At 70.9% G+C, this 22,897-nt stretch carries 27 protein-coding genes and 1 tRNA gene; 9 read left to right on the top strand and 19 right to left on the bottom strand.

Features of this window, described 5'->3' with window-relative positions:
• A partial coding sequence (locus ACLL9L_RS06795) for a TerC family protein (protein ID WP_411283883.1) occupies positions 1–334 on the top strand: 334 nt, incomplete at its 5' end.
• A 325-nt stretch (positions 335–659) separates the two neighbouring features.
• On the opposite strand, the gene ACLL9L_RS06790 is transcribed toward ACLL9L_RS06795, so the two are convergent.
• The 6 genes from ACLL9L_RS06790 to ACLL9L_RS06765 form a co-directional block, all read right to left on the bottom strand.
• Positions 660–1,022, bottom strand: coding sequence for a DUF86 domain-containing protein (locus ACLL9L_RS06790; RefSeq protein WP_411283882.1), 363 nt, complete (start codon positions 1,020–1,022; stop codon positions 660–662).
• Positions 1,022–1,495 (bottom strand): nucleotidyltransferase domain-containing protein, encoded by a 474-nt coding sequence (locus ACLL9L_RS06785; protein WP_411283881.1) that lies wholly within the window; start codon positions 1,493–1,495, stop codon positions 1,022–1,024. The genes ACLL9L_RS06790 and ACLL9L_RS06785 overlap by 1 nt, the downstream gene beginning before the upstream one ends.
• Positions 1,496–1,710: 215 nt before the next feature.
• Complete coding sequence (locus tag ACLL9L_RS06780; RefSeq protein ID WP_411283880.1) at positions 1,711–1,875, bottom strand: hypothetical protein; 165 nt, start codon at positions 1,873–1,875, stop codon at positions 1,711–1,713.
• Positions 1,876–2,031: 156 nt separating this feature from the next.
• A complete protein-coding gene (locus ACLL9L_RS06775) occupies positions 2,032–2,223 on the bottom strand; it encodes a hypothetical protein (protein WP_411283879.1) in 192 nt (63 codons plus the stop codon).
• Positions 2,224–2,610: 387 nt separating this feature from the next.
• Positions 2,611–2,687: transfer RNA gene (locus ACLL9L_RS06770), tRNA-Met, on the bottom strand.
• A gap of 75 nt (positions 2,688–2,762) precedes the next feature.
• The gene (locus tag ACLL9L_RS06765) at positions 2,763–5,723 is read right to left on the bottom strand and encodes a UPF0182 family protein (protein ID WP_411283878.1); all 2,961 of its coding nucleotides are present in this window, start codon (positions 5,721–5,723) and stop codon (positions 2,763–2,765) included.
• Between the two features lie 342 nt (positions 5,724–6,065).
• Between ACLL9L_RS06765 and ACLL9L_RS06760 the strand changes: the two genes are divergently transcribed.
• On the top strand, positions 6,066–6,611 hold the full coding sequence (locus tag ACLL9L_RS06760; protein ID WP_411283885.1) for a PPA1309 family protein: 546 nt from the start codon (positions 6,066–6,068) through the stop codon (positions 6,609–6,611).
• Between the two features lie 49 nt (positions 6,612–6,660).
• Here the strand turns inward: ACLL9L_RS06760 and ACLL9L_RS06755 are convergent, their stop codons facing one another.
• Genes ACLL9L_RS06755 through ACLL9L_RS06745 form a run of 3 tightly spaced genes read right to left on the bottom strand, consistent with a single transcriptional unit; the run spans position 6,661 to position 8,525 of the window.
• Positions 6,661–7,881, bottom strand: a complete 1,221-nt coding sequence (locus ACLL9L_RS06755; protein ID WP_411283877.1) for a PDZ domain-containing protein — start codon at positions 7,879–7,881, stop codon at positions 6,661–6,663.
• A complete protein-coding gene (locus ACLL9L_RS06750) occupies positions 7,878–8,309 on the bottom strand; it encodes a molybdenum cofactor biosynthesis protein MoaE (protein ID WP_411283876.1) in 432 nt (143 codons plus the stop codon). The genes ACLL9L_RS06755 and ACLL9L_RS06750 overlap by 4 nt, the downstream gene beginning before the upstream one ends.
• 15 nt (positions 8,310–8,324) lie before the next feature.
• Positions 8,325–8,525, bottom strand: coding sequence for a hypothetical protein (locus ACLL9L_RS06745; protein WP_411283875.1), 201 nt, complete (start codon positions 8,523–8,525; stop codon positions 8,325–8,327).
• 57 nt (positions 8,526–8,582) lie between these two features.
• Here ACLL9L_RS06745 and ACLL9L_RS06740 point away from each other — a divergent pair, with 57 nt between their 5' ends.
• Positions 8,583–10,436, top strand: coding sequence for a zinc-dependent metalloprotease (locus ACLL9L_RS06740; protein WP_411283874.1), 1,854 nt, complete (start codon positions 8,583–8,585; stop codon positions 10,434–10,436).
• The gene (locus tag ACLL9L_RS06735) at positions 10,429–11,037 is read left to right on the top strand and encodes an NUDIX hydrolase (protein ID WP_411283873.1); all 609 of its coding nucleotides are present in this window, start codon (positions 10,429–10,431) and stop codon (positions 11,035–11,037) included. The genes ACLL9L_RS06740 and ACLL9L_RS06735 overlap by 8 nt, the downstream gene beginning before the upstream one ends.
• Before the next feature lie 10 nt (positions 11,038–11,047).
• On the opposite strand, the gene ACLL9L_RS06730 is transcribed toward ACLL9L_RS06735, so the two are convergent.
• The gene (locus ACLL9L_RS06730) at positions 11,048–11,635 is read right to left on the bottom strand and encodes a M48 family metallopeptidase (protein WP_411283872.1); all 588 of its coding nucleotides are present in this window, start codon (positions 11,633–11,635) and stop codon (positions 11,048–11,050) included.
• A gap of 182 nt (positions 11,636–11,817) precedes the next feature.
• Between ACLL9L_RS06730 and ACLL9L_RS06725 the strand changes: the two genes are divergently transcribed.
• The 3 genes from ACLL9L_RS06725 (at position 11,818) to ACLL9L_RS06715 (ending at position 14,557) form a co-directional block, all read left to right on the top strand.
• Entirely contained in the window at positions 11,818–12,015 is a 198-nt protein-coding gene (locus tag ACLL9L_RS06725; protein ID WP_411283871.1) for a DUF5679 domain-containing protein, read from the top strand.
• Positions 12,016–12,209: 194 nt separating this feature from the next.
• Positions 12,210–13,229, top strand: coding sequence for a hypothetical protein (locus tag ACLL9L_RS06720; protein ID WP_411283870.1), 1,020 nt, complete (start codon positions 12,210–12,212; stop codon positions 13,227–13,229).
• Positions 13,226–14,557 carry an ABC1 kinase family protein gene (locus ACLL9L_RS06715; RefSeq protein ID WP_411283869.1) on the top strand — a complete coding sequence of 444 codons (1,332 nt, stop codon included), beginning with the start codon at positions 13,226–13,228 and terminating at the stop codon, positions 14,555–14,557. Before ACLL9L_RS06720 ends, ACLL9L_RS06715 begins: the two co-directional genes overlap by 4 nt.
• 47 nt (positions 14,558–14,604) lie before the next feature.
• On the opposite strand, the gene ACLL9L_RS06710 is transcribed toward ACLL9L_RS06715, so the two are convergent.
• The 7 genes from ACLL9L_RS06710 to ACLL9L_RS06680 form a co-directional block, all read right to left on the bottom strand.
• On the bottom strand, positions 14,605–14,793 hold the full coding sequence (locus ACLL9L_RS06710) for a hypothetical protein (protein ID WP_411283868.1): 189 nt from the start codon (positions 14,791–14,793) through the stop codon (positions 14,605–14,607).
• A 43-nt stretch (positions 14,794–14,836) separates the two neighbouring features.
• Positions 14,837–15,409 carry an HhH-GPD-type base excision DNA repair protein gene (locus tag ACLL9L_RS06705; protein ID WP_411283867.1) on the bottom strand — a complete coding sequence of 191 codons (573 nt, stop codon included), beginning with the start codon at positions 15,407–15,409 and terminating at the stop codon, positions 14,837–14,839.
• An 83-nt stretch (positions 15,410–15,492) separates the two neighbouring features.
• Positions 15,493–15,636, bottom strand: coding sequence for a hypothetical protein (locus ACLL9L_RS06700; RefSeq protein ID WP_411283866.1), 144 nt, complete (start codon positions 15,634–15,636; stop codon positions 15,493–15,495).
• A gap of 143 nt (positions 15,637–15,779) precedes the next feature.
• Positions 15,780–16,067, bottom strand: coding sequence for a WhiB family transcriptional regulator (locus tag ACLL9L_RS06695; RefSeq protein WP_411283884.1), 288 nt, complete (start codon positions 16,065–16,067; stop codon positions 15,780–15,782).
• Between the two features lie 239 nt (positions 16,068–16,306).
• On the bottom strand, positions 16,307–16,624 hold the full coding sequence (locus ACLL9L_RS06690; RefSeq protein WP_411283865.1) for a hypothetical protein: 318 nt from the start codon (positions 16,622–16,624) through the stop codon (positions 16,307–16,309).
• Positions 16,625–16,755: 131 nt separating this feature from the next.
• On the bottom strand, positions 16,756–18,945 hold the full coding sequence (locus ACLL9L_RS06685; RefSeq protein ID WP_411283864.1) for an ATP-dependent DNA helicase UvrD2: 2,190 nt from the start codon (positions 18,943–18,945) through the stop codon (positions 16,756–16,758).
• Between the two features lie 20 nt (positions 18,946–18,965).
• Complete coding sequence (locus tag ACLL9L_RS06680) at positions 18,966–19,397, bottom strand: PPOX class F420-dependent oxidoreductase (RefSeq protein ID WP_411283863.1); 432 nt, start codon at positions 19,395–19,397, stop codon at positions 18,966–18,968.
• An 86-nt stretch (positions 19,398–19,483) separates the two neighbouring features.
• Between ACLL9L_RS06680 and ACLL9L_RS06675 the strand changes: the two genes are divergently transcribed.
• Positions 19,484–19,744 carry a mycoredoxin gene (locus ACLL9L_RS06675; protein WP_411283862.1) on the top strand — a complete coding sequence of 87 codons (261 nt, stop codon included), beginning with the start codon at positions 19,484–19,486 and terminating at the stop codon, positions 19,742–19,744.
• On the opposite strand, the gene ppk2 is transcribed toward ACLL9L_RS06675, so the two are convergent.
• Complete coding sequence (ppk2, locus tag ACLL9L_RS06670) at positions 19,722–20,552, bottom strand: polyphosphate kinase 2 (protein WP_411283861.1); 831 nt, start codon at positions 20,550–20,552, stop codon at positions 19,722–19,724. The genes ACLL9L_RS06675 and ppk2 overlap by 23 nt on opposite strands.
• Positions 20,553–20,627: 75 nt before the next feature.
• On the bottom strand, positions 20,628–21,575 hold the full coding sequence (gene nudC / locus ACLL9L_RS06665; protein WP_411283860.1) for an NAD(+) diphosphatase: 948 nt from the start codon (positions 21,573–21,575) through the stop codon (positions 20,628–20,630).
• 68 nt (positions 21,576–21,643) lie between these two features.
• On the opposite strand from nudC, the gene ACLL9L_RS06660 reads away from it, so the two are divergent.
• Positions 21,644–22,882 (top strand): macrolide 2'-phosphotransferase, encoded by a 1,239-nt coding sequence (locus ACLL9L_RS06660; protein WP_411283859.1) that lies wholly within the window; start codon positions 21,644–21,646, stop codon positions 22,880–22,882.
• Positions 22,883–22,897 lie beyond the last annotated feature (15 nt).

Raw genomic sequence — 22,897 nt, 5'->3', positions numbered from 1 at the left:
CTACATCGTGATCGCTGCCAACGCCTTCGCCCTGATGGGCCTGCGGCCACTGTTCTTCCTGGTCAAGGGTCTGTTGGACAGGTTGGTCTTCCTGTCGACCGGCCTGGCGTTGATCCTTGCCTTCATCGGCGTCAAGCTCGTGCTGCACTACGGCCATGGCATCAATGGCAGTGTTCCTGAGATCAGCACCAACCTCAGCCTTGCGGTCATCGTCGTGGTCTTGACCGTCACTACGGTGGCGAGTCTGCTCAAGATCCGTCGCGACCCCAGCGCCCGCGCGCACGCCGGGTCGCTGACCGCGGGGGAGCCGGACAGGACCGACGAGCCTGTCTGACAGCGGCCTGAGACCGGCGACGCCCGTCGGACGCCCGTCCCACGATGCCGGTGACCCCCGACGGGGGACGGTGGCAGGCATCTCCCCGGCGGACGCTGTCCCGCCGTGGAGGACGAAACCAGGGGCATCGCGACGGCCGCTGACGAGACCCGGAAGCTACCGAATACCTCGGTCTCATGAAGGAGCCGCCCTCGCTTCAATTCCAAAACCTCGGGCTCCCCGAGTAGTACCGCTTTTCCCGGGCGTTCCTGGACAGGAGAGGGACGCTGGTCGAATCCCTCGTCGCCGATGCTCGATAACGTCTCGAAGCCAGAGCTGAGCTACCTCAGTCGGAACCTTCTTCAATCGACGTCGCAGCGGCCTCGAACAGTTTCTGGAGCGACTTGTTCCACGCGGGCAGGTCCACCGACCGCGTCTGCCAGGTCAGCTCGCGGTTGATCTCGTCGTACTGGTGGATGAGGAAGTTGCGGTTTGCCACCGCCAGGGCCCATTCCACTCCGTCCGGTGCCAGCACCCCGAGCCTTGAGAGCCGGTTGGCCGCCTCGCCGAGTTTCATCATCAGGGAGTCGCCGGCTTCCTGGAGAAGGCCGTCGGCGAGGTAGGCCTCCCTGCCCCGCTCGACGATCTCGTCAACCCGCTCGAGCCAGCCGTTGATGTGAAGCAGCTCCTTGGCAGCCTTGCGGTCCATCAGAGCAGCACCGCCTCGCGCCGGATGTCGTCATCCAGCTTCGGCTTCAGGCCGCCGTACGACACCAGGTCGATCTCGCGACCCAGGACCTGCTCGATGAGTTGCTTGAAGCGGATGAATCCGAACGACGAGGTGCCCTCGGGAGCGTCGACCAGCAGGTCGATGTCGGAGTCCTGACGAGCCTGGTGACGAGCCACCGATCCGAAGACAGCAAGCCGTGTGTAGGCGCGATCTGTCGCCAGCGCCTTGAGGACCGGCACGGCCGCCTCCAACAAGACCTCGGGGTGCACTTCGTCGAGCTCAGGCGCGAACTTGAGTTGCTGGCTGACGGCCGGCTGGGTAATGCCCAATATCTCGCCGATCTGACGCTGGCTCATCCCGGTTGCCACCAGCGCACGCAAGGCAAGCACGCGCCGTAGCCGCGCGACACCCTCATCGCGCCGGGCGTCGAGACACACGGCCAGCAGGGTCATAAGATGATCTTATCACTTGGCGTGCGAGGTCGGACGCACAGCTGAGATCGCCGAGATCCAGCCTGCGCGCCTCTTGGGCGGCCCTCTCGGGGGCCCGGGCTCTGGTGTATCGGACGAGCATGTCGCCGCGGGTCCAACCTGCGACCGTCATCAACCCGGATTCGGCGCCCTCCCTTGGCAAGCCATCGATGGGCCGCGGTGTGGCGGAGTTTCTGCTACGTGGCGGTGGCCCACCAGCCTCCCTCGGCCTCCGGTCCGAGTTCGCCCTCGGCGTGGGCAATCCAGGTGGCGAGGATCTTGACGGACACCGGCTGCTTGGTCTTCGGGGTCAGCGTGCAAAGCAAGGCAGCGAGCCTCGACGTGATCGGCTCATCGCGCATGGCGAGCCTCCAACTTCGCCGCCGAGCCCTCCCGCTGTGCCGTCTTCAAGTAGCCCCTGCGTGCCCTCGCTCGATGGCCTGACGCAGCAGGTAGGTCGGGGTCCCATACGTGCACTGCTCCAGGGAGGTCACCGGCGTAACCGTCGGGATCTCCTGCTACCAACCGGTGTGCGCGGGCGCGAGGTCCTCGTAGGGGATCTCCCAGTCTTCGCCACCGGCGCGGCGCAGTCCTCGCTGTTTGCTGACGGTGACATGGATGCGATTGGGGTTGACGTCGCTGATCCTGTACGTATCCAGCGCAGTCTCGTGGCTCAGGCACGCCTCCGGCGCAGGCGTCCACTGCACCATCCAACAACCCCGCAGTGCCGCGACAACCCCGCAGTGCCGCGAGAGTGCCGCGGTGGATCAACGCGTGCACCCGCCGCCTCTTTCCCGGTCTCCGGGTTCCTCATCTGGCACATCCTGGGATACGTCAACGAGCAGCCGGACGCGCTGACCGCCACGGTTGCGCCCGCAACCGTGGCATTCGACCCAGCGAGAGCCGTCACGTGGTTACTGGCCCGTCCAGATCACGCTCTAGTGTCCCGATGCATCTCCTCCAACGGAGACGCGGCGAGACACCAGGGACGCCTGTGGTCACGGTTTCCGTCACGGCCGATACCTGCCCCGGACATGTCGCAGGCCCGCAAGCGGTAGCTTACGAGCCTGAGACCTGCGGTGATACCGCTCACGCGTTGGTAGCGGGGGCAGGATTTGAACCTGCGACCTCCGGGTTATGAGCCCGGCGAGCTACCGAGCTGCTCCACCCCGCGTCGGTATGCCGCAACCCTACGGGAGCGGGGCGCACAGACCAAATCGGCGCTGCGCCCGGGGCGCCCCGGCCCGGATCACCCCGTCGGTGTCCCCGCCGGGGCGGCCGCGGACGGGGTCGCCGCGGCGGTGCCACCGGTCGTCGCAGCCCCCGTGGGTGCGCCCCCCGGCGCCAGCGTGACCGAGCCGCCGTTTGGCGAGGCCGCGACCGCCCGGTTGATGGCGTCCTTGAGCCGGGTCTGGGCCTCTCCGTACTTGGTGAAGTCGCCCGCCTTGAGTGCCGCGTCCCCGTCGTTGAGCGCCGTCTGGGCCTCGGTGAGCGCCTTGGTGAGGGCGGGGTTGTCGGCCCCCGGCGGCGTCGGTGTCGTGGGCGTCGTCGGCGTCGTCGGGGTGTTGTCCCCGGACGACGCGCCGGCGTTGCCCCCGAAGAGCGCGTCGAGGGCCCCGTTGAGGGTCGTCGACCAAGCCAGCTTGTCGCCGAAGGCGGCGATGACGGCCCGGTTGAGCGGGAAGGCCGACTCGGTCTTGGCCTGGACGTAGATCGGCTCGACATAGAGCAGCCCGCCACCGACTGGCAGGGTCAGCAGGTTGCCGAGGACGACGGTCGAGCCGGCCTGCCGCTGCAGGTTGAGGAACTGCGAGAGGGTCAGGCCGCCCTCGGCCTGGACGACACTCGACGAGGAGATGTCGTTCTGCACCTGGCCCGGACCACGCACGTTGCTGTCCCGCGGCAGCTCGAGCAGGCGCAGCTGCCCGTAGCCAGCCCGCCGTTCACCCTTGGCCGTCCCCGGGTTGGAGTCGACTGCGAGGAAGCCCGAGAGCACCTCACGCGTGCCGAACGGCATGAACGACGTCGTGAGCGAGAACGACGGGTCCGTCTGGCCCGGCATCGCGATGCTGAGGTAGTAGGGCGGCTGGTCGGTGGTCCGCTGGTCCTTGGTCGGGTCGGTCGGCACCTTCCAGAAGTCGTTGCCGCCGTAGAACGAGTCCGCGTTGGTCACGTGGTACTTCGCGAGGATGTCGCGCTGGACCTTGAACAGGTCCTCGGGATAGCGCAGGTGCGACATCAGCGAGGCGCTGACGTTGGTGACAGGCTCCACGGTGCCCGGGAAGGCACCCATCCAGGCCTTGAGCATGGGGTCGGTCTCGTCCCAGGCGTAGAGGTGGACGGTGCCGTCGAAGGCGTCGACCGTCGCCTTGACGGAGTTGCGCATGTAGTTGATCTGTCCGGCATTGATCGGCTGCACCGCCTGACGCGTCGTGGTGATCGAGTCGGACGTCGCCGCCTCCACCGAGGTCAGGCGCGAGTTCGGGTAGTCGGCCGTCGTCGTGTAGCCGTCGACGATCCACTGCACCTTGCCGTCGACGACCGCCGGGTAGGCATTGCCGTCGAGGGTCAGCCACGGCGCGACCCGCTCGATGCGGTCGCGCGGGCTGCGGTGGTCGATCAGCCTCGAGCCGGAGTTGACCGCGTCGGAGAGCAGGAAGTTGGCCTCGCGGTACTTCAGGGCGTAGGCGATCTTGCGCGGGAACGAGCCGATCTCGACGCCTCCCTGCCCGGCATACGTGCTGTTGGCCTGTCCTGCGGCCGAGCCGTCGGGGTAGTCGAACTCGCGCGGGGAGGCCCCCTGGGCCGCACCGACGATGGAGTACTCCGGTGACTGCTCACCGAAGTAGATCCGCGGCTCGTACTTGCCGAGCTTGCCCGCGGACGGGATGTTCTGCTCGAAGAAGACCGGCTTGCCGTCGCCGTCCTTGCGGTTGCCGTAGGCCGCGACGACGCCGTAACCATGGGTGTAGACCGTATGGTCGTTCAGCCAGTTGCGCTGTCCTGCAGGCACTCCGTCGAGGTTGAGCTCGCGCACGGCGATGACCGTGTCGCTGACCTTGCCGTCGACGGGATAGCGGTCGACGTCCAGCGTGTCAGGGAAACGGTAGTAGTTCTTCCCGGCCTGCAGCTGCTGGTAGGTCGGGGCGACGACGTTGGGGTCGATGATGCGGATCCCCGGCACGGTGGTCGTGTCGTTGCGCAGCTGTCCCTGGGTGGCCGTCGTGGCGGCGTTGTAGGGCGTCACCTCGATGCTGGAGAGTCCGAAGGCGTCGCGGGTCGCGGTGATGTTGTTGGCCAGGTAGGGCGACTCCAGCGACTTCTCGCTCGGGCGCACCTTGAGGGACTGGATGAGGGCCGGGATGATGCCGCCGGCAACGATCGAGACGACGAGCAGGCCGACGACCCCGATGATCGGCAGCCGCCACGACTTCGTCCAGATCACCGTCAGGAACATCGCGGCGCACATGACGGACGCGATGGCGAGGATGGCCTTGATCGGCAGCACCGCCGACGCGTCGGTGTACTGGATGCCGGTCATGAGCTCGGTGCTCTTCGTCGTCAGCGAGTAGCGCTCGAGCCAGTAGCCCGCCGCGCGGACCAGGACGATCGCCGCGAGCAGCGCGGACAGGTGGAGGCGGGCGGCCGAGGTGGTGCTCCGGTTGCGGCCCTGGAACTGCAGGCCGCCGAAGACGTAGTGCGTGAAGGCGGCGACGAGGACACCGATGATCAGGGCCATGCTGAGGTAGCCGACAAGGAAGGTCAGCCAGGGCAGCGTGAAGACGAAGAAGCCGACGTCCATGTTGAAGTGGGGGTCGTTCTTGCCGAAGGGAACGGCGTTGCGCCACAACAGGTACGTCTCCCACTGCGCCGAAGCGCCGAGCCCGGAGAGCAGGCCAATGCCTAGTGGGACACCGATCATCCCGACCCGACGCAGCGGCTCGATCGCCTCGCGGTAGCGCTCGAGCGCGTCCTGGTCGGTCGTCGTCGGGGCGTAGATCGGACGGCTCCGGTAGGCGATGTAGAGGCTCGAGCCGACGATGGCCGCCGTGAGGAGTCCCCCGACGATGCCGAGCAGGACCTGTGCGCCCAGCTCCGTCACGAAGACGGAGCGGAACCCCACCGAGTCGAACCACAGGATCTCGGTCCAGAACTGCGCCACGAGGGACACGACGATCGCGAGGCCCACCAGGACGAGCAGGGTGGGCACCAACGGCCCGCGGGGTCGGGTCGGCGCCGGCCGTGCCGTCGCCCCTGCGCCGCCTCCTTCCGAACTCGGTTGCTCGCCAAACCAGTCGCGTTCACTCACCATGGGCCCGATCTGTTGTCGCACGCGGCACGCACATGCACCAAATATACGTACAGGTGAACGCCCAACCTGTCTGCCGGGTGCCCGCTACGAGCACCTGCCACCAATCGTTGCCGGACCGATGCACGGCCCCCCCTGCGTCCGGCGGGTCGGTTGCCCGGACCGCCGAGGTGCCGGACGCTGCGCGAACAAGCAGTGCCGAGGTGCCGGACGCGGCACTGGTGGCGCACGGCATACGGAAGGATGCGGGGGGTGAGCTCACCCGTGCGCCCCGTCTTCGACCCCATGGCCGTCGCGGCCCTCGACACCGAGCGGCACGTCGCCGCGGGCGGCTGGGACCAGCCGCCGCGCCTCTTCGCGCTCGTGCGCACCGCCGCGCTCCTGGAGAAGGAGCCGCAGCTGCGGCCGGGCATGAGTGGGTCAGACCTCGCCCCGGGGGCGCTGACCGCGATCGAGCAGGAGGGCCTGCACCCCTCGACGAACCTCGAGTCGGTCCTCGGCCGGGTCGCCTGGCCGCAGGACGTCGACGGGTGCGCCTTCGCGGTGGAGCGGATGGTCGTGCCGCCCGACGCCGAGCGGGGGCTGCCCGACGACCCCGACGCGGCCGTGACCGCCCTCGCCAACCACCCGGAGCGCAAGGACGTGCGCCTCGTGGTTGCCGTCCTGCGAGGTGGGGCGTCGATCTGCCTGCTGCGCCAACGGGACCACGACTCGGACGACGCCGTCGCGACCGGGCCGGACCTCGCGCCGGGTCTGGTCGCGGCGCTGAGGGCCACGTTCGAGGAGTGAGCGCTCGCATCCGGTCCCGGCACCAGGTGGCCGGGCCCCAGCCACCCGATCAGCAGGGCGGCAAACCGGACGGGTCACCCGTGCCGATGCTCGCGACGGCCCGTTCTGCCTCGTCGAAGGTGGCGACCTTGACGACCTGCATGCCGTCCGGCTCGTGGCCGCGGACCTCGTCGCAGTTGTCGGCCGGAGCGAGGAAGAACGTCGCCCCACCCCGCCTCGCGCCGACCATCTTCTGGCGTATGCCGCCGATCGGGCCCACGGTGCCGGCGCTGTCGATCGTGCCGGTGCCGGCGATGTTGCGGCCACCCGTGAGGGCCCCGTCGGTGAGCTTGTCGTAGATGCCGAGCGAGAACATCAGGCCGGCCGACGGGCCGCCGACGGCGCCGACGTCGATCTTGACGGAGAAGGGGAAGGCGAAGTCGACGCCGAGGACGATGCCCAGCACGGTGCGGCCGTCCGGCGACTTCCCCGTCATCGGGTGGACCGTCTGCGCGGCGCCGTCGCGCTGGACGACGACGTCGACGGGCTGGCCGGGGGTTGCTTTCTGGATGGCGGCGCGCAGGGAGTCCGCGGACGTCGCGGCCACGGCCGCGACCGACGTGATCACGTCGCCGGCCTTGAGCACCCCCGCCGACGGGGCGTCCTTGGCGATCTGGCCCACCTTGATCCGCTCGGGCACGGCGATGCCGAGCTTGCGCAGGGCGACGGCCGCCGCCTCCTGCTGCGAGTCGACCATCTCGGCCTGGTTCTCGCTCTGCACGTCCTCGGCGGTCTGCTGCGGCGGGAACAGGGCATCGACGGGATAGACCGCCTGGCTCTTGTCGAACCATGCCCCGACGAGGTCCCACACGGTGACGGGGTAGCCCGGACCGCCATTGACCCGCACCGTCGTGAAGTCGAGGGCGCCGGTCGTCGGGTAGGTGGCGTGTCCGTCGATGGCGATGAGGTCGCGTTGCTGCCCGTCCTCACGGGCTTCCTGGCCCAGCACGTTGGCGGCCGGGCCGGGCAGCATGACCGCGTAGGGCAGGTGGACGAGGTTGCCGACGGCGCCGATCAGCAGTCCGCAGAAGACGGCTACCAGCGCGGCGACGGCGCGACGGGACGGGCGCCCCGGGCCCGGCGCCGTCGCCGCGGAAGGCTCGTCGGTCGCGAGCAGTGCGGGTGGCGCCGGCGCGGGCGGCCCCTGCTGGGTCATCGCGCCGGCGCCGTGCCGAGTGATCCACCCGGCGCCGTCCGAGGTCGGCAGGCCACGTCGGCCACGCCACGTCATGGCAGGCCCACCCATTCGTCAGAGCCGTCGGTGAACACCTGGTGCTTCCAGATCGGCACCGTCGACTTGAACTCGTCGATCAGCGCCCGGCACACCTCGAAGGCCTCCGCCCGGTGCTCGGCACTGACCGCGGCCACGACCGCGAGGTCACCGACGATGAGGTGTCCCACGCGGTGCACGACGGCGATCCGCACCGCTCGCCCGTCCGCGGCCAGCTTGGCGGCCAGGGCGGCGGCGACGTCGGCCGCGCTCGGGTGGCACGAGTAGTCGAGGACCTCGACGGACCCGCCGTGGTCGTGGTCGCGGACGTAGCCGATGAACGTCACCACCGCGCCCGCCCGGGGGTCGCGGACCGCGTCGACGAGCTCGTCGACCGACAGGGGCGCATCGCGGACCTCGGCGAGGACCACCTCGGTACTGCTGCTCATCGGTTCCTCCTCACGTCACTGGCTCAGGGTCGCCGCGACGTGTCGGCCCTTGATCTCCTCGAGGAGCACCCCGAGACAGGTCCCATTGTCGTATGCCGGGTGCCCGGCGTGCGCAACGAGGTCGCGGAGGGGACGGGCCCGGGCTGCCGGATCGGCCAGATTCTTGACGCCGCGTTCTTGACGGGGCCGGCGCGCAGGCGATAACGGGGAACTCACCGGGACCTCCTACGGTTGTCAAGGAAGTACATCCTCTCAGGAGGCAAGGAGCCCCCCATGTCCGATCGCCCCACCCCCCCGGACGACCACGCGGACGACCTCCCGGACGAGCCGGCGCCCGGCCCGGGGGGCGCGTCCTCGGACAACCCCTCCGCCGAGAGCTCGCCGGGCGCGGACGGGTGGGCCGGCGCGGTCGACAAGCCCGGTGACGACAAGCCGGGTGCCGACAAACCGCGTGGGGACAAGCCCGGCGACAATCAGCCGGCCGCAGGCAGCACGAGCGGTCCCCGGATCGGGTTCGGCTCCGTCCCCGGCGGGGCACGTGATCGGCCTGGTGGGACCGGCGGGGACGCCATGCCCGACTTCGGCGCGATGCTCCAGCAGCTCCTCGGCGGCGGCGCGGGCGGGTCGGGACCCGACCTCGGCGACCTGGTCCGCCGACTGGGCGGCACGGGCGGAGGTGGTCAGCTGCCCGATCTCAACGAGCTCATGCGCCGCTTCGGCGGTGCCGCAGGCCCCGGCGGCCAGGGCGGCGACCCGATGGGCGAGCTGCTCAAGGGGATGGGGATCGACCCCAAGGACTCTGGACTGCTGGCGATGCTGCAGGGACAGATCGCCCAGATGTTCGCTCCCCAGACCAAGGAGTCACGGATGACCATGGCGACCGAGGTCGCCCGCAAGACCGTGGCAGGAGCCGACGCCGACCCCACGATCACCGCCGCGCAGCAGCGGGAGGTGACCGACGCCGTCCGCGTCGCGCAGTTGTGGATCGACCCCGTGACGACGCTCGACGCCCCCTCCGGGACCGGGCTCGCCTGGAGCCGGGCCGAGTGGGTCGAGGCGACGATGCCGACGTGGCACACCCTCGTCGAGCCGGTCTCGACCGGAGTGACCAACGCCATCACCGAGGCCCTCAAGACTCAGATGGGCAAGCTGGGTCCGGAGGCGCTCGCGGAGTCGATGCCGCAGGTGCCCGGGCTGGACCTCGGCGGCCTCCTCGACCAAGTGAGGCCGGCCCTGGAGCAGCTCGCGGGCTCGATGTTCTCGGCGCAGCTGGGCCACGGCGTCGGGGCGCTGGCCGCCGACCTGCTCAGCGGCACCGAGGTGGGCCTCCCGCTGCTCCGGACCGAGGACGTCGCCCTCCTGCCCACCAACGTCGCGGCCTTCACCGAGGGCCTCGGCATCGAGGAGTCCGAGGTGCGGCTCTACCTCGCCGTGCGCGAGTCGGCCCGGGCCCGGCTCTTCGCCGAGGTCCCGTGGCTCGGTCCGCAGCTCGAGGCGGCGGTGCGCGACTACGCCCGCAACATCACCATCGACACGGACGCCATCGAGGAACAGCTGCGCTCGGTGGACATCCAGAACCCCACGGCGATCCAGGAAGCGCTGCAGCACAAGCTCTTCGCCCCGACGCCCACCGCGGCCCAGCAGGCCGCACTGGGCCGCCTCGAGACCTCGCTCGCCCTCGTCGAGGGCTGGGTCGACCTCGTCACCGAACAGGCAACCACGCCCCACCTGCCGCATGCAGGCGCCCTGGGCGAGGCAGTCCGGCGGCGGCGGGCCGGGGGCCCGGCGAGCAAGACCTTCAGCGGCCTCGTCGGTCTCGAGCTGCGACCGCGCCGCCTGAAGGACGCGACCAACCTCTGGGCCGCCCTCGAGAACGCCGGCGGCAAGGAGTTCCGCGACGCGCCCTGGGCCCACCCCGACATCGCCCCCACGGGAGCCGATCTCGACGACCCGCTCGGCTACGTCGAGCAGCGTCGGGCCTCCGGGTCGAGTGACGACCTCGACACCGCGCTCGACGCCCTCCTCGCCCAGGAGCCGGGGCAGGACGGCCCCCACGAGGACCCCCAGGACGGCGATTCGCGCGAGGACGATCCTCGGGACGAACCCGGCGCCGCGCCACGTGGCTGAGGTAGGCGACCTGACGGCGGGCGGTGGGCACCCGGCATACCAGCTCCTCCACGCCGATGCCCGGCGCCTCCTGCGCGGTCTGCGGACCGTCGATGCACAGCAGGAGCTGGTGCGCCTCGACATGCTGCAGCACCTCGACGCGCACCCCGGCGCCATGGCCAAGGCAGGCCCGCCGGCCCATTTCACGGCCAGCTGTCTCGTCCTGGACGCGACGCGGGAGCGGGTCCTGCTGACGCACCATCGCAAGGCGCGGCAGTGGTTCCAGCTCGGTGGCCACCTCGAGGCCGTTGACCGCAGCGTGCGCGCCGGGGCCGAGCGGGAGGCCCGGGAGGAGTCGGGGATCGACGGCCTGCGGGTCACCCCGTTTCCCGTGGACCTCGACCGGCACCGGCTCGTGGGCATGTTCGGACGGTGCGAGGAGCACCTCGACATCCGGTATGCCGCGCTGGCACCGGCGGGCGCCGAGCCGAGCGCGAGCCAGGAGTCGCTGGACGTGCGGTGGTGGCCGGTCGACGACCTGCCAGAGGGCACCCGTGCCCAGCTCAGCCGCCTGGTCCAGCTGGCTCGCCAGATGCTCACCCCGGTGGCCGGCAGGCCCTGAGCCCCGCTCCTCAGAACAGCCGGATCGACCCACCCGGCACGACGTCTTCGACGGGCTCGCCCTCGTCGACGTCCCCGGCATCGCTCCAGCCGGCGCCGGGCCCGACCGTGGCAGCCACCCCCTCGAGGTAGCCGCGGGCCCGTTCGAGCCGCGGGTATCCCTCGAGGAGGCGCCAGAACGCGCGGTCGTGCGCCGGTTGCAGCAGGTGCGCGAGCTCGTGCAGCAGCACGTAGTCGAGAACATAGCCCGGCATGCCCTTGAGTCGGTCACTGATCCGTATCGTCGCGTCAGCCGGGGTGCAGGACCCCCAGCGGCTGTGCTGGTTGGTCACCCATCGCACCGAGCTGGGCCGGGCCAGGCCGCCGAGGTGCTGGGCCGACAGCTCGGCTGCGCGGTCGGCCAGCTGCTCGTCGCTGGGGCGTCGACGCCGGTCTCCGTCGGCGAGCTTGCCGAGCATCGCGTCGACCCACCGGCGTTCCTCGGCCTTGGTGAACCGGGCCGGGATGAGGACGATGGTGCGCCCGCCCTCGCGGTAGGCGCTGACGGTGCGGCGACGGCGTCGGCTGCGTCGCACCTCCACCTCGCCCTCGTCGGCCATGGATCCGAGGTTACGACGATTCCCCGCCGACGGGTGCGAGGTGGGGGCCAGCCGCCCCCGCCGGACCGCCCGTCCGCCCCCGCCCCCACGCTCGCCAATGCGACACTTTGTGCTCAGGCTGGTCTAGGGTGAGCGAAGTCCAGCGCCGACCACCAGGGCGTGACAACGAAGGAGAGACGTCGATGGCTGACAAGCCAGCAACCAAGAAGCCTGCAACCGAAACGGGCGAGACCTACAAGGGCGAGTTCTACTGCGTCAAGTGCAAGGAGAAGCGCGAGGCGGAGGGCAAGGTCGTCGTCAGCGAGAACGGCCGCCGGATGGCCAAGGGTGTCTGCCCCGTGTGCAGCACGAACCTGAACCGCATTCTCGGCAAGAGCTGATCCACCCCACGGGTGAGAGGGGGCGGGACCGTCACGGTCCCGCCCTTCTTGCCGCCCGGACGCCCCTCGGGTGAAACCGCGGCACGGAGGCTGCGAGCGATTCGTGCCGGCGCACCCCCATAAACCTGTGGATCAGTGCGGTTGATGCGGTTTGAGTGTGGCAGATTCGGTCGAGCACCCCTTGGAGGACCGACGTGACACCCCGCCCACGCCTGAAGCCGTACTTCCGTCCAATGCGCCGCAGCGCCGACAGCGTCCAGCTCGGCGTGAGCGCCGAGTCGGGCGGCGTCATCCTCAGCGGCCTGGGGCCCGCGGACATCGCCCTGCTGCAGGGCCTCGACGGCGCTGCCGCAGAGGTGGGGCTGGATGACGTGGCGGCGGCCTGTGGGGTCCCCCCGGTCCGGGCCGCCGAGCTGCTCGCCCTGCTGCGAGAGCACGACCTGCTCGCCGTGGACGGCCCGGACCGCGTCGACCTCGGACGGCTGCGGGCCTCCCAGCGTGACGGCCTCCTCCACGACGCCGAAGTCCTCGCTCTCGTGCGGGACCTGCCGGGAGACCCCTTCGCCCGGGTCGTCGACCGCGCGCACCGGCGTGTCCTCGTCTCCGGATCCGGGCGCCTGCCCTGGTCCATCGCGGCGCTGCTGCGAGACGGCGGCGTGGGACGGGTCGACGTGGGCGGGTGGGCGCTCGACGCCGTCGAGCAGGAGCTGCGCGCCGACCCCCACCGGCCCCGACCCGACCTCGTCGTCCTCGTCGCCGAGGGGGCGGTCGACCCCCGACAGGGTGAGCCCTGGCGCCGTCGCGGGGTGCCCCACCTCCCGGTCGTCAGCGACGGTCAGCGCATCGTCATCGGCCCGCTCATCGGCCGCGACGACGACCTGCCATGTCTCGAGTGCCTCGAGCTGTCACGCACCGACCGGGACTCGTCCTGGCCAGTTGTCCGGGCCCAGCTGCCCCTCGGGGGAGGGGGTGAGATCCGGAGCGAGAGCACGATGGCGTGCGTGGCGGCCGGGGTCGTCGCCATGGTCACCCACGCCGTCCTCGCCGGCGATCCGGTGCCCCCCGGGGTCTCGCTCGAGGTGACCGTGCCCTGGCCGAGACTGGACCACCGCCGCTGGCACCGCCACCCCGCGTGCCCCGGTCACCGGACGCGACACACGTCACGTCCACCCGGTCACGCGCCAGATCCGGCTCGGGTGACAATGACGGGGTGAGTGACCTTCCGCGCAATGCCGTGACCAGAGCGGCCAAGCTGGCCACGTTGCCGTTGGGCTTCGCCGGGCGCACCGCCCTCGGCTTCGGCAAGCGGGTGGGGGGCAAGCCGGCCGAGCTCGTCGCTGCCGAGCTGCAGGCCCGCACGGCCGAGCAGCTCTTCAAGGTGCTCGGGGAGCTCAAGGGCGGCGCGATGAAGTTCGGGCAGGCCCTGTCGATCTTCGAGTCTGCCCTTCCCGAGGAGCTCGCGGCGCCCTACCGGGTCATGCTCACCAAGCTGCAGGACAGCGCCCCACCACTGCCGGCCAAGGTCGTCCACGAGGTGCTGGCGGCGGAGATCGGTCCGCGCTGGCGGCGCAACTTCCTGGAATTCACGGACGAGCCCGTGGCGGCCGCCTCCATCGGGCAGGTCCACCGCGGGGTCTGGAAGGACGGGCGCGACGTCGCCGTCAAGATCCAGTACCCCGGCGCCGGACCCGCCCTGCTCAGCGACATCAACCAGATCTCCAAGGTGGCCCGGCTCGCGACCGTGTGGGTGCCGGGCATCGACATCAAGCCCATCCTGCAGGAGCTGCGCGACCGGATGGCCGAGGAGCTCGACTACCGCCTGGAGGCGAAATCCCAGGAGGCGTTCGCCCGGGGCTTCGACGGCGACCCCCACTTCCTGGTCCCGCACGTCCTGCGCCACACCGAGCGCATCCTCGTCAGCGAGTGGGTCGAGGGTGAGGCGCTGTCCAAGGTCATCGCCAAGGGCACCGCGGCCGAGCGCGACCTGGCCGCGCAGCGCTACATGGAGTTCCTGCTCGTCGGACCAGGTCGGGTGGGGATCCTCCACGCCGATCCCCACCCCGGCAACTTCAAGCTCCTCCCGGACGGCCGGCTGGCCGTCATCGACTTCGGCGCCGTCAACCGGCTGCCCGGCGGCCTGCCCCCCGAGATGGGGGCCTTCCTCACCCTGGCGCTCCGGGGTGACGCCGGGGGCACCCTCGCGGGCCTGCGGCGGACCGGGTTCGTCCGCCCGGGGGTGGACGTCGACGCCGACCGCCTGCTGGAATACCTGAAGCCGTTCATCGACCCCCTGCTCACCGACACCTTCACCTTCTCGCGGCCCTGGCTGCGCGACGTCTTCGCCCACATCAACGACCCCCGCAAACCCAACTACACGGTCGGGATGAAGCTCAACCTCCCCCCCGACTACCTCCTCATCCACCGGGTCTGGCTCGGGGGGATCGGCGTCCTGTGCCAGATCGGCGGCGAGGTCAGGGGTCGCGAGACGGTCGCCGCACACTTCCCCGGTGCGGAACTGCCGCCGGTGGGCTCGGGCGCCTGAGCCGCCGGAGCCGCGTACCCGGCATACCGGCTGGGTCGTCGTGCCGGTCACCACCAAGCGGGGTCCAGCTTGCCCTCGATGCTGCGCAGGTGCTCGCGGCTGCACGTGGTGCAGGTCCAGACGACACACCCGCTCTCGAGCGCCATCGCCCAGGTCGCCCTGGCGCCCGCCTCGTCACCGGGCGGGGGGACAGATCCGCAGCTGACACAGACCATCGGGTGCTCGACGCTGCTCACCAGCCCAGTGAACACCCGCGGTATGCCGCGTGAGAGCGCCTGGTCAGGCGTGCCTGGCGGCGGCCTTGGCCTCCTTCTTGACGGCCCGGACCTTCTCGAGCGACTCGGGGTCCACGACGTCGGCCACGGACCGGTAGGAGCCCGGCTCGGCGTAGGGCCCGATCGCCTCGACCCACCCGTCCGGCTGGACGCCGAGCTGCTTGCCCAGCAGGGCGGCAAAGATCCTGGCCTTCTGGGCGCCGAACCCGGGCAGCGCCTCGAGCCGGGCCAGCAAGTCCGTGCCACTGCTCGCCCCGGTCCAGATGCGTTCCGCGTCACCGTCGTAGGTCTCGACGACCAGGGCCGCGAGTGTCTGGATGCGCCCGGCCATCGAACGACCGTAGCGGTGGATCGCCGGCGGCGTCGCGCAGAGCGTCGCGAACTCCTCCGGGTCGGCCACGGCGATTGCCCCGGGGTCGAGCGTCCCGAACCGCTGGAGGACCTTGGCGGGCCCGGCGAACGCCCGCTCCATCGGGAACTGCTGGTCGAGCAGCATGCCGACGACGAGTCCGAACGGGTCGGTGCTCAGCACCTCGTCGGCGGCAGGATCCTGGGCGATGTGCAGCGAAGCCTTCATGCTCGAAGCCTATGCGCAGAGGGGCGGGGAGATCCTCTGATCTCCCCGCCCCCCGAGGGGCGGTCACATGGTGGTGGTCCGGGTCACTGCTCGTGGCCCGGCCGCCGCGAGCGACGGATCTCGAGCGAGATCAGTCGCGCGCTGCGCCGGATGCCCTCGACCTTGCGGGTGCGAAAGCGACGCTCGACTTCTGCTCGAGCGAGGTCCTGGTGCTGAAGGTGATACATGGGTGCACTCCTTGGTCCAGCGGTGCAGGGCACCGCGACAGCGTTCAATGGCCGCAGCTCTCGACGGACGGGAGCGACAGCGATGAGTGTCCGGCCGCGGCCGGTCCTCGGGAGTCGGCGGTGGGAACGCCGGGCGTGGGTCATCAGGCAGCGACGTCGTTCTTGCGGGGACGACCCCGGGGGCGCTTGCGGGCGACGACCTCCCCCTGAACGATGAGCTGGCCACCCCAGACACCCCAGGGCTCCTGGCGCTCCTGGGCCCCGGCGAGGCACTCGGCCACGGCCGGGCAGGTGCCGCACAGGGACTTGGCGAACTCCACGTCGGCGGGGCTCTCGGCGAACCACAGCTCGGCGTCGTTGTCGCGACACGGAATGCCCGAGCCCTTCGCCTTCGCCTGCGCCTTCAGGTCGATCAGTGCGCTCAGCTGCATCAGTGTCACCTCCCTCTTCTCGTCGCCACCGCGGTGGCAGTGCCTCTGGCTGACCTCGTGGTGTCGATCGGTGTCGTACGAATCGTCATGCGGTGCTGCGTCATGCGGTGCTGCGTGCTGCTGGACTGCGGTGGTGGTCATGTCCTCGGCCTTCTGGTCGGCGGCCTGGACAAACGAAAAGGCCGCGGATCCCGGATGTCGGGTTCCGCGGCCTGGAGGTGAGACCGGTCTGAGGTGGGTCAGACGGGAGGTCTCCCGGGGCGGAACTGTGCGACATCCATGAACAGGGTCGTGCTGGTGGTGAAGCCCGCGAACGGGCCGAATCCGTCGTCCTGGATCCGGGTCTTGCCCTTCCATCCACGGAGGATGGCGTCGGCGCCGCTGATACGGGGATCGAGGACGGGTGCGGACACAGTGGGTGCGGACACAGTGGTCCCCTCGTGCGTCGCGAGCGTGTCTGCCAGCAGGCGAAGGTTGGTCGACTGCGGGCCATCGACACGAACGCGCGAGAACGCGACGGTCTGCGCGACCGTGGACTTCGTCGTGGTGTTCTTCATCAGGACCAACCTCCTTCGCTCGTCTCGTGGATCCCCGCCGACTGACTGAGCCGTTGGGGTGGCGTTCGATCAGGTTACGCCCGTCCGCTCAGAGCGAACAACTCATTTACGAGAAATTGCCCAGATTCTTTTCAGGACGGTGTCGCGCTGGCGGATTCCGTTGTCACCGTGTGCTTTTCGGCAATCTGCTCCGGGTCCCCACCCGCGAGAACCTCGAGGACGGCGCCGCCGTGCAGGTCGAGCTTGCGTGCGCCCACCCCGGCGATCCGGGTCAGCTCCGTCAGCGTGGCGGGCCTCGCCTCGGCGATCGCCGTGAGGGTGGCATCGGTGAAGACGACGTAGGCCGGCACGCTCTGGCTGCGCGCCACGGCCAACCGCCAGGTGCGCAGGGCCCCGTAGGTCGCCTCGTCGTAGGTCGGTGGACAGCTCTCGCACCGCCCCACCTTGCGGTGGGCCGCGCTGGTCAGCTCGACCCCGCACCCGCGACAGGTGGGGGGCCTGGTCGCGGTGGACGCCTTGGGTGCCCGGCCCGAACCGGGCGCCTTCTTCGGGGTGGAGCGGGCCCCCGCTCCGAGCACCGAGGCGGTGGCGTCGAGGAAGCGGGAGGGGCGACGGGTGCCCCGACCACCGGGCGTGCGGGAGGCCGCCCACGACAGGCGCAGGTCGCTGCGGGCCCGGGTCATCCCGACGTAGAGCAGTCGCCGCTCCTCCTCGATCGCGGCAGCGCCCTCCGCCATCGAGATCGGCATCAGGCCGTCGCTGCAGCCGACGAGGAAGACGATGTCCCACTCAAGGCCCTTCGCGGCGTGCAGGGAGGCGAGCGTGACGCCCTGGACGGCGGGCGCGTGCTGGGCGCTCGCCCGCTCGTCGAGCTCACGCACGAGATCCATCAGACGGGCCGGCGGGCTCGCCCCGACGAGGTCGTCGGCCAGCGTCGCCAGCGCGTTGAGCGACTCCCAGCGCTCGCGCACCGCTCCCCCGGAACTCGGCGGCGTGACCGACCAGCCGGCCCCGCCGAGGACGTCGCGCACGAGGTCGGGCAACGCCTTGGAGCCGTCATCACTGCGGGCCGCCCCGCGCAGCAGCAGCAGGGCCTGCTTGACCTCGGTTCGCGCAAAGAACCGCTCGCCGCCACGCACGAGGTAGGGGACGTCGGCCGCGGCGAGCGCCGACTCGAACGACTCCGACTGGCCGTTGGTCCGGAACAGGACGGCGATCTCGGACGCCGGGTGGCCGCCCCCGACCAACCGGGCGATCTCGGACGCCACCGCGTGGGCCTCGGCCGGGTCGTCCGGGTGCTCGCTCAGGCTGGGTGCCGGACCCGGCTCCCCCTGGGCCTGGAGCTCGACATAGCTGCCCGCCGCCGGCCCGGTGGAGGATCGGGCCGCGGAGCGGAGCACGAGGTTGGCCAGACCGACGATCTGCGGCGTGGAGCGGTAGTTGCGGACGAGCCTGACGACCTCGGCCCGGGGGAAGCGGCGCGAGAAGCCGAGCAGGTGCTCGGGGGTCGCGCCAGTGAATGAGTAGATCGTCTGGGCGGGGTCACCGACCACACAGATGTCCGTGCGCTCGCCGAGCCACAGGTCGAGGAGGCGCTGCTGCAGGGCATTGACGTCCTGGTACTCGTCGACGACGAAGTGGCGGTACTGCCCCCGGACGGCCCGCGCGACGTCCTCGCGCTCGGCGAGGATCCCGGCGGTGATGAGCAGGACGTCCTCGAAGTCCATGACGCCGCGCTGGTTCTTGCACTGCTCGTACGTCTCGAAGACGCGGGCCATCGCGGTGGCGTCGAGGCCCGCGGGGTCGCGGCCCTGGGAGCGAGCGGCCGCGGCATACCCCTCCGGTGTGATGAGGTTGACCTTGGCCCACTCGATCTCGGAGGCGAGGTCCCGGATGGCGACCCGGTCGAACTGCATGCGCAGCCGGGAGGCGGCCTCGCCGACGACCGGAGCCTTCCAGGCGAGGACCTCGGGTGAGGCCCCGCCTATCGCCTGGGGCCAGAAGAAGTGCAGCTGGCGCAGCGCCGCGGCGTGGAAGGTGCGCGCCTGCACCCCGCCGACGCCGAGACCGCGCAGCCGGGTCCGCATCTCTCCTGCGGCCCGGGCCGTGAAGGTCACGGCGAGCACGCGCTGCGCCTGGTAGGACCCGGAGTGGACGCCGTAGGCGATGCGGTGGGTAATCGCCCGGGTCTTGCCGGTGCCGGCGCCGGCGAGGACACACATCGGTCCGAGGGGGGACGCGGCAACCTGACGCTGCTCGGGATCGAGGCCCGCGAGGACGGCGTCGGCCGAGATGTCGGGGGGTCCGAGGGCGGGCGTCATGACCGGACGAGTCTAGGTCGTCAGCCCTGGACGAGCCCGTAGACCCGCTCGACGTGCAGTCGCATGACCAGCCGGGCGTCCCTGACCATCGCCCCGCGGTAGTCCTCCCAGTCCGGGTGCTCGCCCTGCACGTCCCGGTAGAGCGCGACCAGCTCCTCGACCGTGTCGTCGTCCGGCTCCCGCGCCGTCGCGGACAGCTCGACGGAACCCTCGAGCACGGCATACGACCAGCCGTCCTCGGACGTGACCATGAGGCAGGCTCGGGGGTCGCGGCGGAGGTTGACGACCTTGGCCCGGTGGTCGGTGGTCGAGACCTTGACCAGCGTGTCGTCGGGATACCAGGCGTAGGTGACGACCGAGAGCTGAGGCCGGCCGTCGGCCTTGGTCGTGGCCAGGGCGGCGAGCGGTCGGGCGGCGACGAGGGCGATCAGATCGGGGCGCAACGATGCCATGCTCCATCCCATCGGGAAGGTTTGCCCGCCGTCAACCGTTCACGCCAACGAAGACCTGACCCGATGACTCCCGAGGAGACGCCTGTATGTCCGTCCACACCCCCGAGGCCGGCACCGTGACGATGTTCAGCACGTCCTGGTGCGGCTACTGCGCCCGCCTGAGGACCCAGCTGGACCGTGAGGGCATCTCGTTCACCGAGGTGGACATCGAGGCGGACAGGGCGAGCGCGGAGTTCGTCATGCAGGTCAACCGCGGCAACCAGACCGTGCCCACGCTGCTCTTCCCTGACGGCTCTGCCGCGACGAACCCCAGCGTCGTCGAGGTCAGGAAGCGCCTCGGAGCCTGAGCCGGGCCGCGACGTCGGGCACATAACGCTGGTCCCCGCGTGGGGGACGTTCGTATCCCACGGCATCCGGACGGTGCGGCACCTTGACCCGGGGCGGCTCGAGCGCCTCGTAGGGGATCGTCGACAGCAGGTGGGCGATGGTGTTGAGGCGTGAGGCCTTCTTGTCCTCGGACTCGACGACGAACCACGGCGAGGCATCGAGGTCGGTGTGCGCCATCATCTCGTCCTTGGCGCGCGAGTAGTCCTCCCACCGCAGCAGGGACTCGAGGTCCATCGGCGACAACTTCCAGCGCCGCATCGGGTCCTTCGCCCGGGACCGGAAGCGGCGCTCCTGCTCGCTGCCCGACACGGAGAACCAGTACTTTCGCAGGAGGATGCCGTCCTCGATGAGCAGCCGCTCGAACACGGGGGCATGCCGAAGGAATCGGCGGTGCTCCTCGTCCGAGCAGAAGCCCATCACCTTCTCGACGCCGGCCCGGTTGTACCAGGAGCGGTCGAAGAGCACGATCTCCCCCGCAGCCGGCAGGTGGGCGACGTAGCGCTGGAAGTACCACTCCGTGCGCTCCCGTTCGGTCGGGGCGGGCAGGGCGGCGATCCGCACGTGCCGGGGGTTGAGGACCTCCGTGACCCGTTTGATGGCCGAGCCCTTGCCGGCGGCGTCGCGCCCCTCGAAGAGCACCACCACCCGGGTGCCCGTGAGGCGGACCCACTCCTGCATCGTCACGAGCTCGGACTGCAGCCGGGCCAGCTCCTGGTGGTAGACGGCGCCCGGCAGGGGCTGGCGCTTTCGCGCGGGTGGGGTGGCCATGACCGTGACCGTCGCACGCGGAGCCACGGGGCCGCAAACGCCGCAGGCGCCGCAGGCTCCGAGGTCAGGTCTGGGTCACCACTGCTCGGAGTTCAGCGCGTCGGTGACCGTCCGGCCCAGCCAGTGCTCGATGATCCGCTGGGCGATGGAGATGCCGTAGGGCGTGATCAGCTCTCCCGTGCGCAGGCTCTCGAGGTAGCCCGCGCGCGTCACCCACCGCGCCTCCGCCATCTCGACCGGGTCGAGGGTGATCTCGGTGTCGAGGGCGCGCGCCCGGAACCCGATCATGTCCGAGCAGGGGAAGGGCCAGGGCTGGTTGCCGAGGTACGTCACGTCGGCGACCGTGATGCCCACCTCCTCGGCGACCTCACGGGCCACCGCCGACTCGAACGACTCCCCTGGCTCGACGAAGCCGGCGAGCACCGAGAAGCGGCGCTCGGGCCACGCCGGAGCCCGCCCGATGAGCAGCCGGTCGTCGTCGTCGATGACGGCCATGATCACCGCGGGGTCGGTCCGCGGGTAGTGCTCGCTCCCCTCGCGGTCGCACCGCCGGGTCCATCCGGCCGTCCGCACGCTCGTGGTGGCCCCGCACCGGGGGCAGAAGGGGTGGGTCGAGTGCCAGTTCGCGAGGGCCTGCGCGGTCGTGAAGATCCCGGCGTCCCGATCGCCGAGCGTCAGGCCGGCGGCCCGCAGGCTCTGCCAGTCCCCCGCGCCGGCGTCGGTCGCCTCACCCACGACCGCGAGGTATGCCGTGGCCTCGCGCCCCCGGCCCTCCTCGCCGAGGAACACCGCGAGACGGTCCCCGTCCCCGGGGAGCGGAGCCCTGAGCGCAAGCCCGTATCCGGTCGGCGAGGAGGGGTCGTCGATGACCTCCATCGTCTCACCGACGATGACGGCGACCCGGGTCGCGGGGTCGGCGAGGAGGGTCGGGACCAGGTCCGGGTCGGCACGCCGGTGTCCGGCACGGTCGAGCGTCCCCCGGGACAGGGCAAGTCGGGTCAGCACGTCAGCAGCAGGTCCCACGTTCGCCACCCTATGTCGTCGGGGGTGACCTGCGGCGCTGGGGCCGAGCCACGGCATACGGTGGGCGGGTGAGCCGCACGCCAGCCTTTCTCGCCGCCCTGGCCAGCTCTGCCGTGCCCGGGCTCGACCCGGTGTCGGTGCGGGCTGCGCGCACCGAGCCGGGCCACCGGCACGAGGTCGCGTTCGTGACCGACTCGCAGGACCGCACGTGGGTCGTGCGGGCGCCCCTGACCGCCGCTGCCGGAGCCCAGATGGACACCACGGTGGCGCTGCTCGCGCTGATCGGTCGACGGCTACCGTTCTCGGTCCCGGCGCCACGTGGTTTCGTCGCTGTCCCGGAGGGTCGCGCCGTCGTCTACCCCCACCTCATGGGCCGGCCCATCGACCTGGGGTCGGTGCCCGCCGGTCCGGGCCTGGCCGCCGAGCTCGGGCGCGCGGTCGCGGCCCTGCACAACATCGACCGCGCCGTGTTCGACGAGGCGGGCCTACCCGCCTACGAGGCGGAGGAGTCCCGGACCCGCAAGCTCGCGAACCTCGACCGTGGCGCAGCGACCGGTCACGTCCCTCCCGCACTGCTCGCTCGGTGGGAACGCGTGCTCGAGGACGTGTCGATCTGGCGGTTCGCCCCGACGCCCATCCACGGCGACCTCACGGGGGACCAGGTCCTGGTGGTCTTCGAGGGCGAGGAGGACGCCTCGACCGGGGTGGTGCGCGGCATCACCGGGTGGGACGACGCCAAGGTCGCCGACCCCGCCGAGGACTTCGCGGCGCTCATCTCGGAGTGCTCCCCCGAGGCGTTCGAGAGCGTGCTCGAGGCCTATGCGCAGGTGCGGACGGAGCGCCCGGACCGCCACCTGCTCCGTCGGGCCCGACTGTCCGCCGAGCTGCGCCTGCTCGGTGGCCTGCTGAGCGCGGTGGGCTCCGGTGACCGCGACCTGATCACGGCCCGTGCTGACGACCTGCACGAGCTCGACGAGCGCACGACGGACGCGGCCGCGGAGTCCGAGGAGTCCGACGCCGCCGACGCGGCCGAGGAGTCCGACGCGGCCGACGACGGCAGCGGCGCAGGCGGGTCAGGCGTGGGCGATTCCCAGGACCCGTCGGAGGACACCGAGGGAGACCACACGCAGCCGTTGAACGCCAGTCGTTCAGGTGGGGCAACAAGGGTCATCTCCACGGAGGAGCTGGAGCAGCTCCGGGCAACGCGCCTCCCGGCCGAGAACGCCCCGTCCGTCCAACCACCCGCGCCTGCCCAGCCGCCCGCGCCGTCCGCTGACCGAGGTTCTACGGATGTCTCGACACCCTGAAGGCCTGGTCGGCGC

Origin of the sequence: Lapillicoccus sp., from assembly GCF_046595215.1 — a bacterium.
In the GTDB taxonomy this organism is placed as follows: Bacteria; Actinomycetota; Actinomycetes; order Actinomycetales; family Dermatophilaceae; genus Lapillicoccus.
This window is presented reverse-complemented; position numbering and strand designations above follow the sequence as displayed.

Bases quoted from the DNA above. Each gene is read 5' to 3' on its own strand.
- ACLL9L_RS06790 (WP_411283882.1), bottom strand. From the start codon at position 1,022: ATGGACCGCAAGGCTGCCAAGGAGCTGCTTCACATCAACGGCTGGCTC.
- ACLL9L_RS06785 (WP_411283881.1), bottom strand. From the start codon at position 1,495: ATGACCCTGCTGGCCGTGTGTCTCGACGCCCGGCGCGATGAGGGTGTC.
- ACLL9L_RS06780 (WP_411283880.1), bottom strand. From the start codon at position 1,875: ATGCGCGATGAGCCGATCACGTCGAGGCTCGCTGCCTTGCTTTGCACG.
- ACLL9L_RS06775 (WP_411283879.1), bottom strand. From the start codon at position 2,223: ATGGTGCAGTGGACGCCTGCGCCGGAGGCGTGCCTGAGCCACGAGACT.
- ACLL9L_RS06760 (WP_411283885.1), top strand. From the start codon at position 6,066: ATGCGGGGGGTGAGCTCACCCGTGCGCCCCGTCTTCGACCCCATGGCC.
- ACLL9L_RS06755 (WP_411283877.1), bottom strand. From the start codon at position 7,881: ATGACGTGGCGTGGCCGACGTGGCCTGCCGACCTCGGACGGCGCCGGG.
- ACLL9L_RS06750 (WP_411283876.1), bottom strand. From the start codon at position 8,309: ATGAGCAGCAGTACCGAGGTGGTCCTCGCCGAGGTCCGCGATGCGCCC.
- ACLL9L_RS06740 (WP_411283874.1), top strand. From the start codon at position 8,583: ATGTCCGATCGCCCCACCCCCCCGGACGACCACGCGGACGACCTCCCG.
- ACLL9L_RS06730 (WP_411283872.1), bottom strand. From the start codon at position 11,635: ATGGCCGACGAGGGCGAGGTGGAGGTGCGACGCAGCCGACGCCGTCGC.
- ACLL9L_RS06725 (WP_411283871.1), top strand. From the start codon at position 11,818: ATGGCTGACAAGCCAGCAACCAAGAAGCCTGCAACCGAAACGGGCGAG.
- ACLL9L_RS06705 (WP_411283867.1), bottom strand. From the start codon at position 15,409: ATGAAGGCTTCGCTGCACATCGCCCAGGATCCTGCCGCCGACGAGGTG.
- ACLL9L_RS06700 (WP_411283866.1), bottom strand. From the start codon at position 15,636: ATGTATCACCTTCAGCACCAGGACCTCGCTCGAGCAGAAGTCGAGCGT.
- ACLL9L_RS06695 (WP_411283884.1), bottom strand. From the start codon at position 16,067: ATGCAGCTGAGCGCACTGATCGACCTGAAGGCGCAGGCGAAGGCGAAG.
- ACLL9L_RS06690 (WP_411283865.1), bottom strand. From the start codon at position 16,624: ATGAAGAACACCACGACGAAGTCCACGGTCGCGCAGACCGTCGCGTTC.
- ACLL9L_RS06685 (WP_411283864.1), bottom strand. From the start codon at position 18,945: ATGACGCCCGCCCTCGGACCCCCCGACATCTCGGCCGACGCCGTCCTC.
- ACLL9L_RS06680 (WP_411283863.1), bottom strand. From the start codon at position 19,397: ATGGCATCGTTGCGCCCCGATCTGATCGCCCTCGTCGCCGCCCGACCG.
- ACLL9L_RS06675 (WP_411283862.1), top strand. From the start codon at position 19,484: ATGTCCGTCCACACCCCCGAGGCCGGCACCGTGACGATGTTCAGCACG.
- ppk2 (WP_411283861.1), bottom strand. From the start codon at position 20,552: ATGGCCACCCCACCCGCGCGAAAGCGCCAGCCCCTGCCGGGCGCCGTC.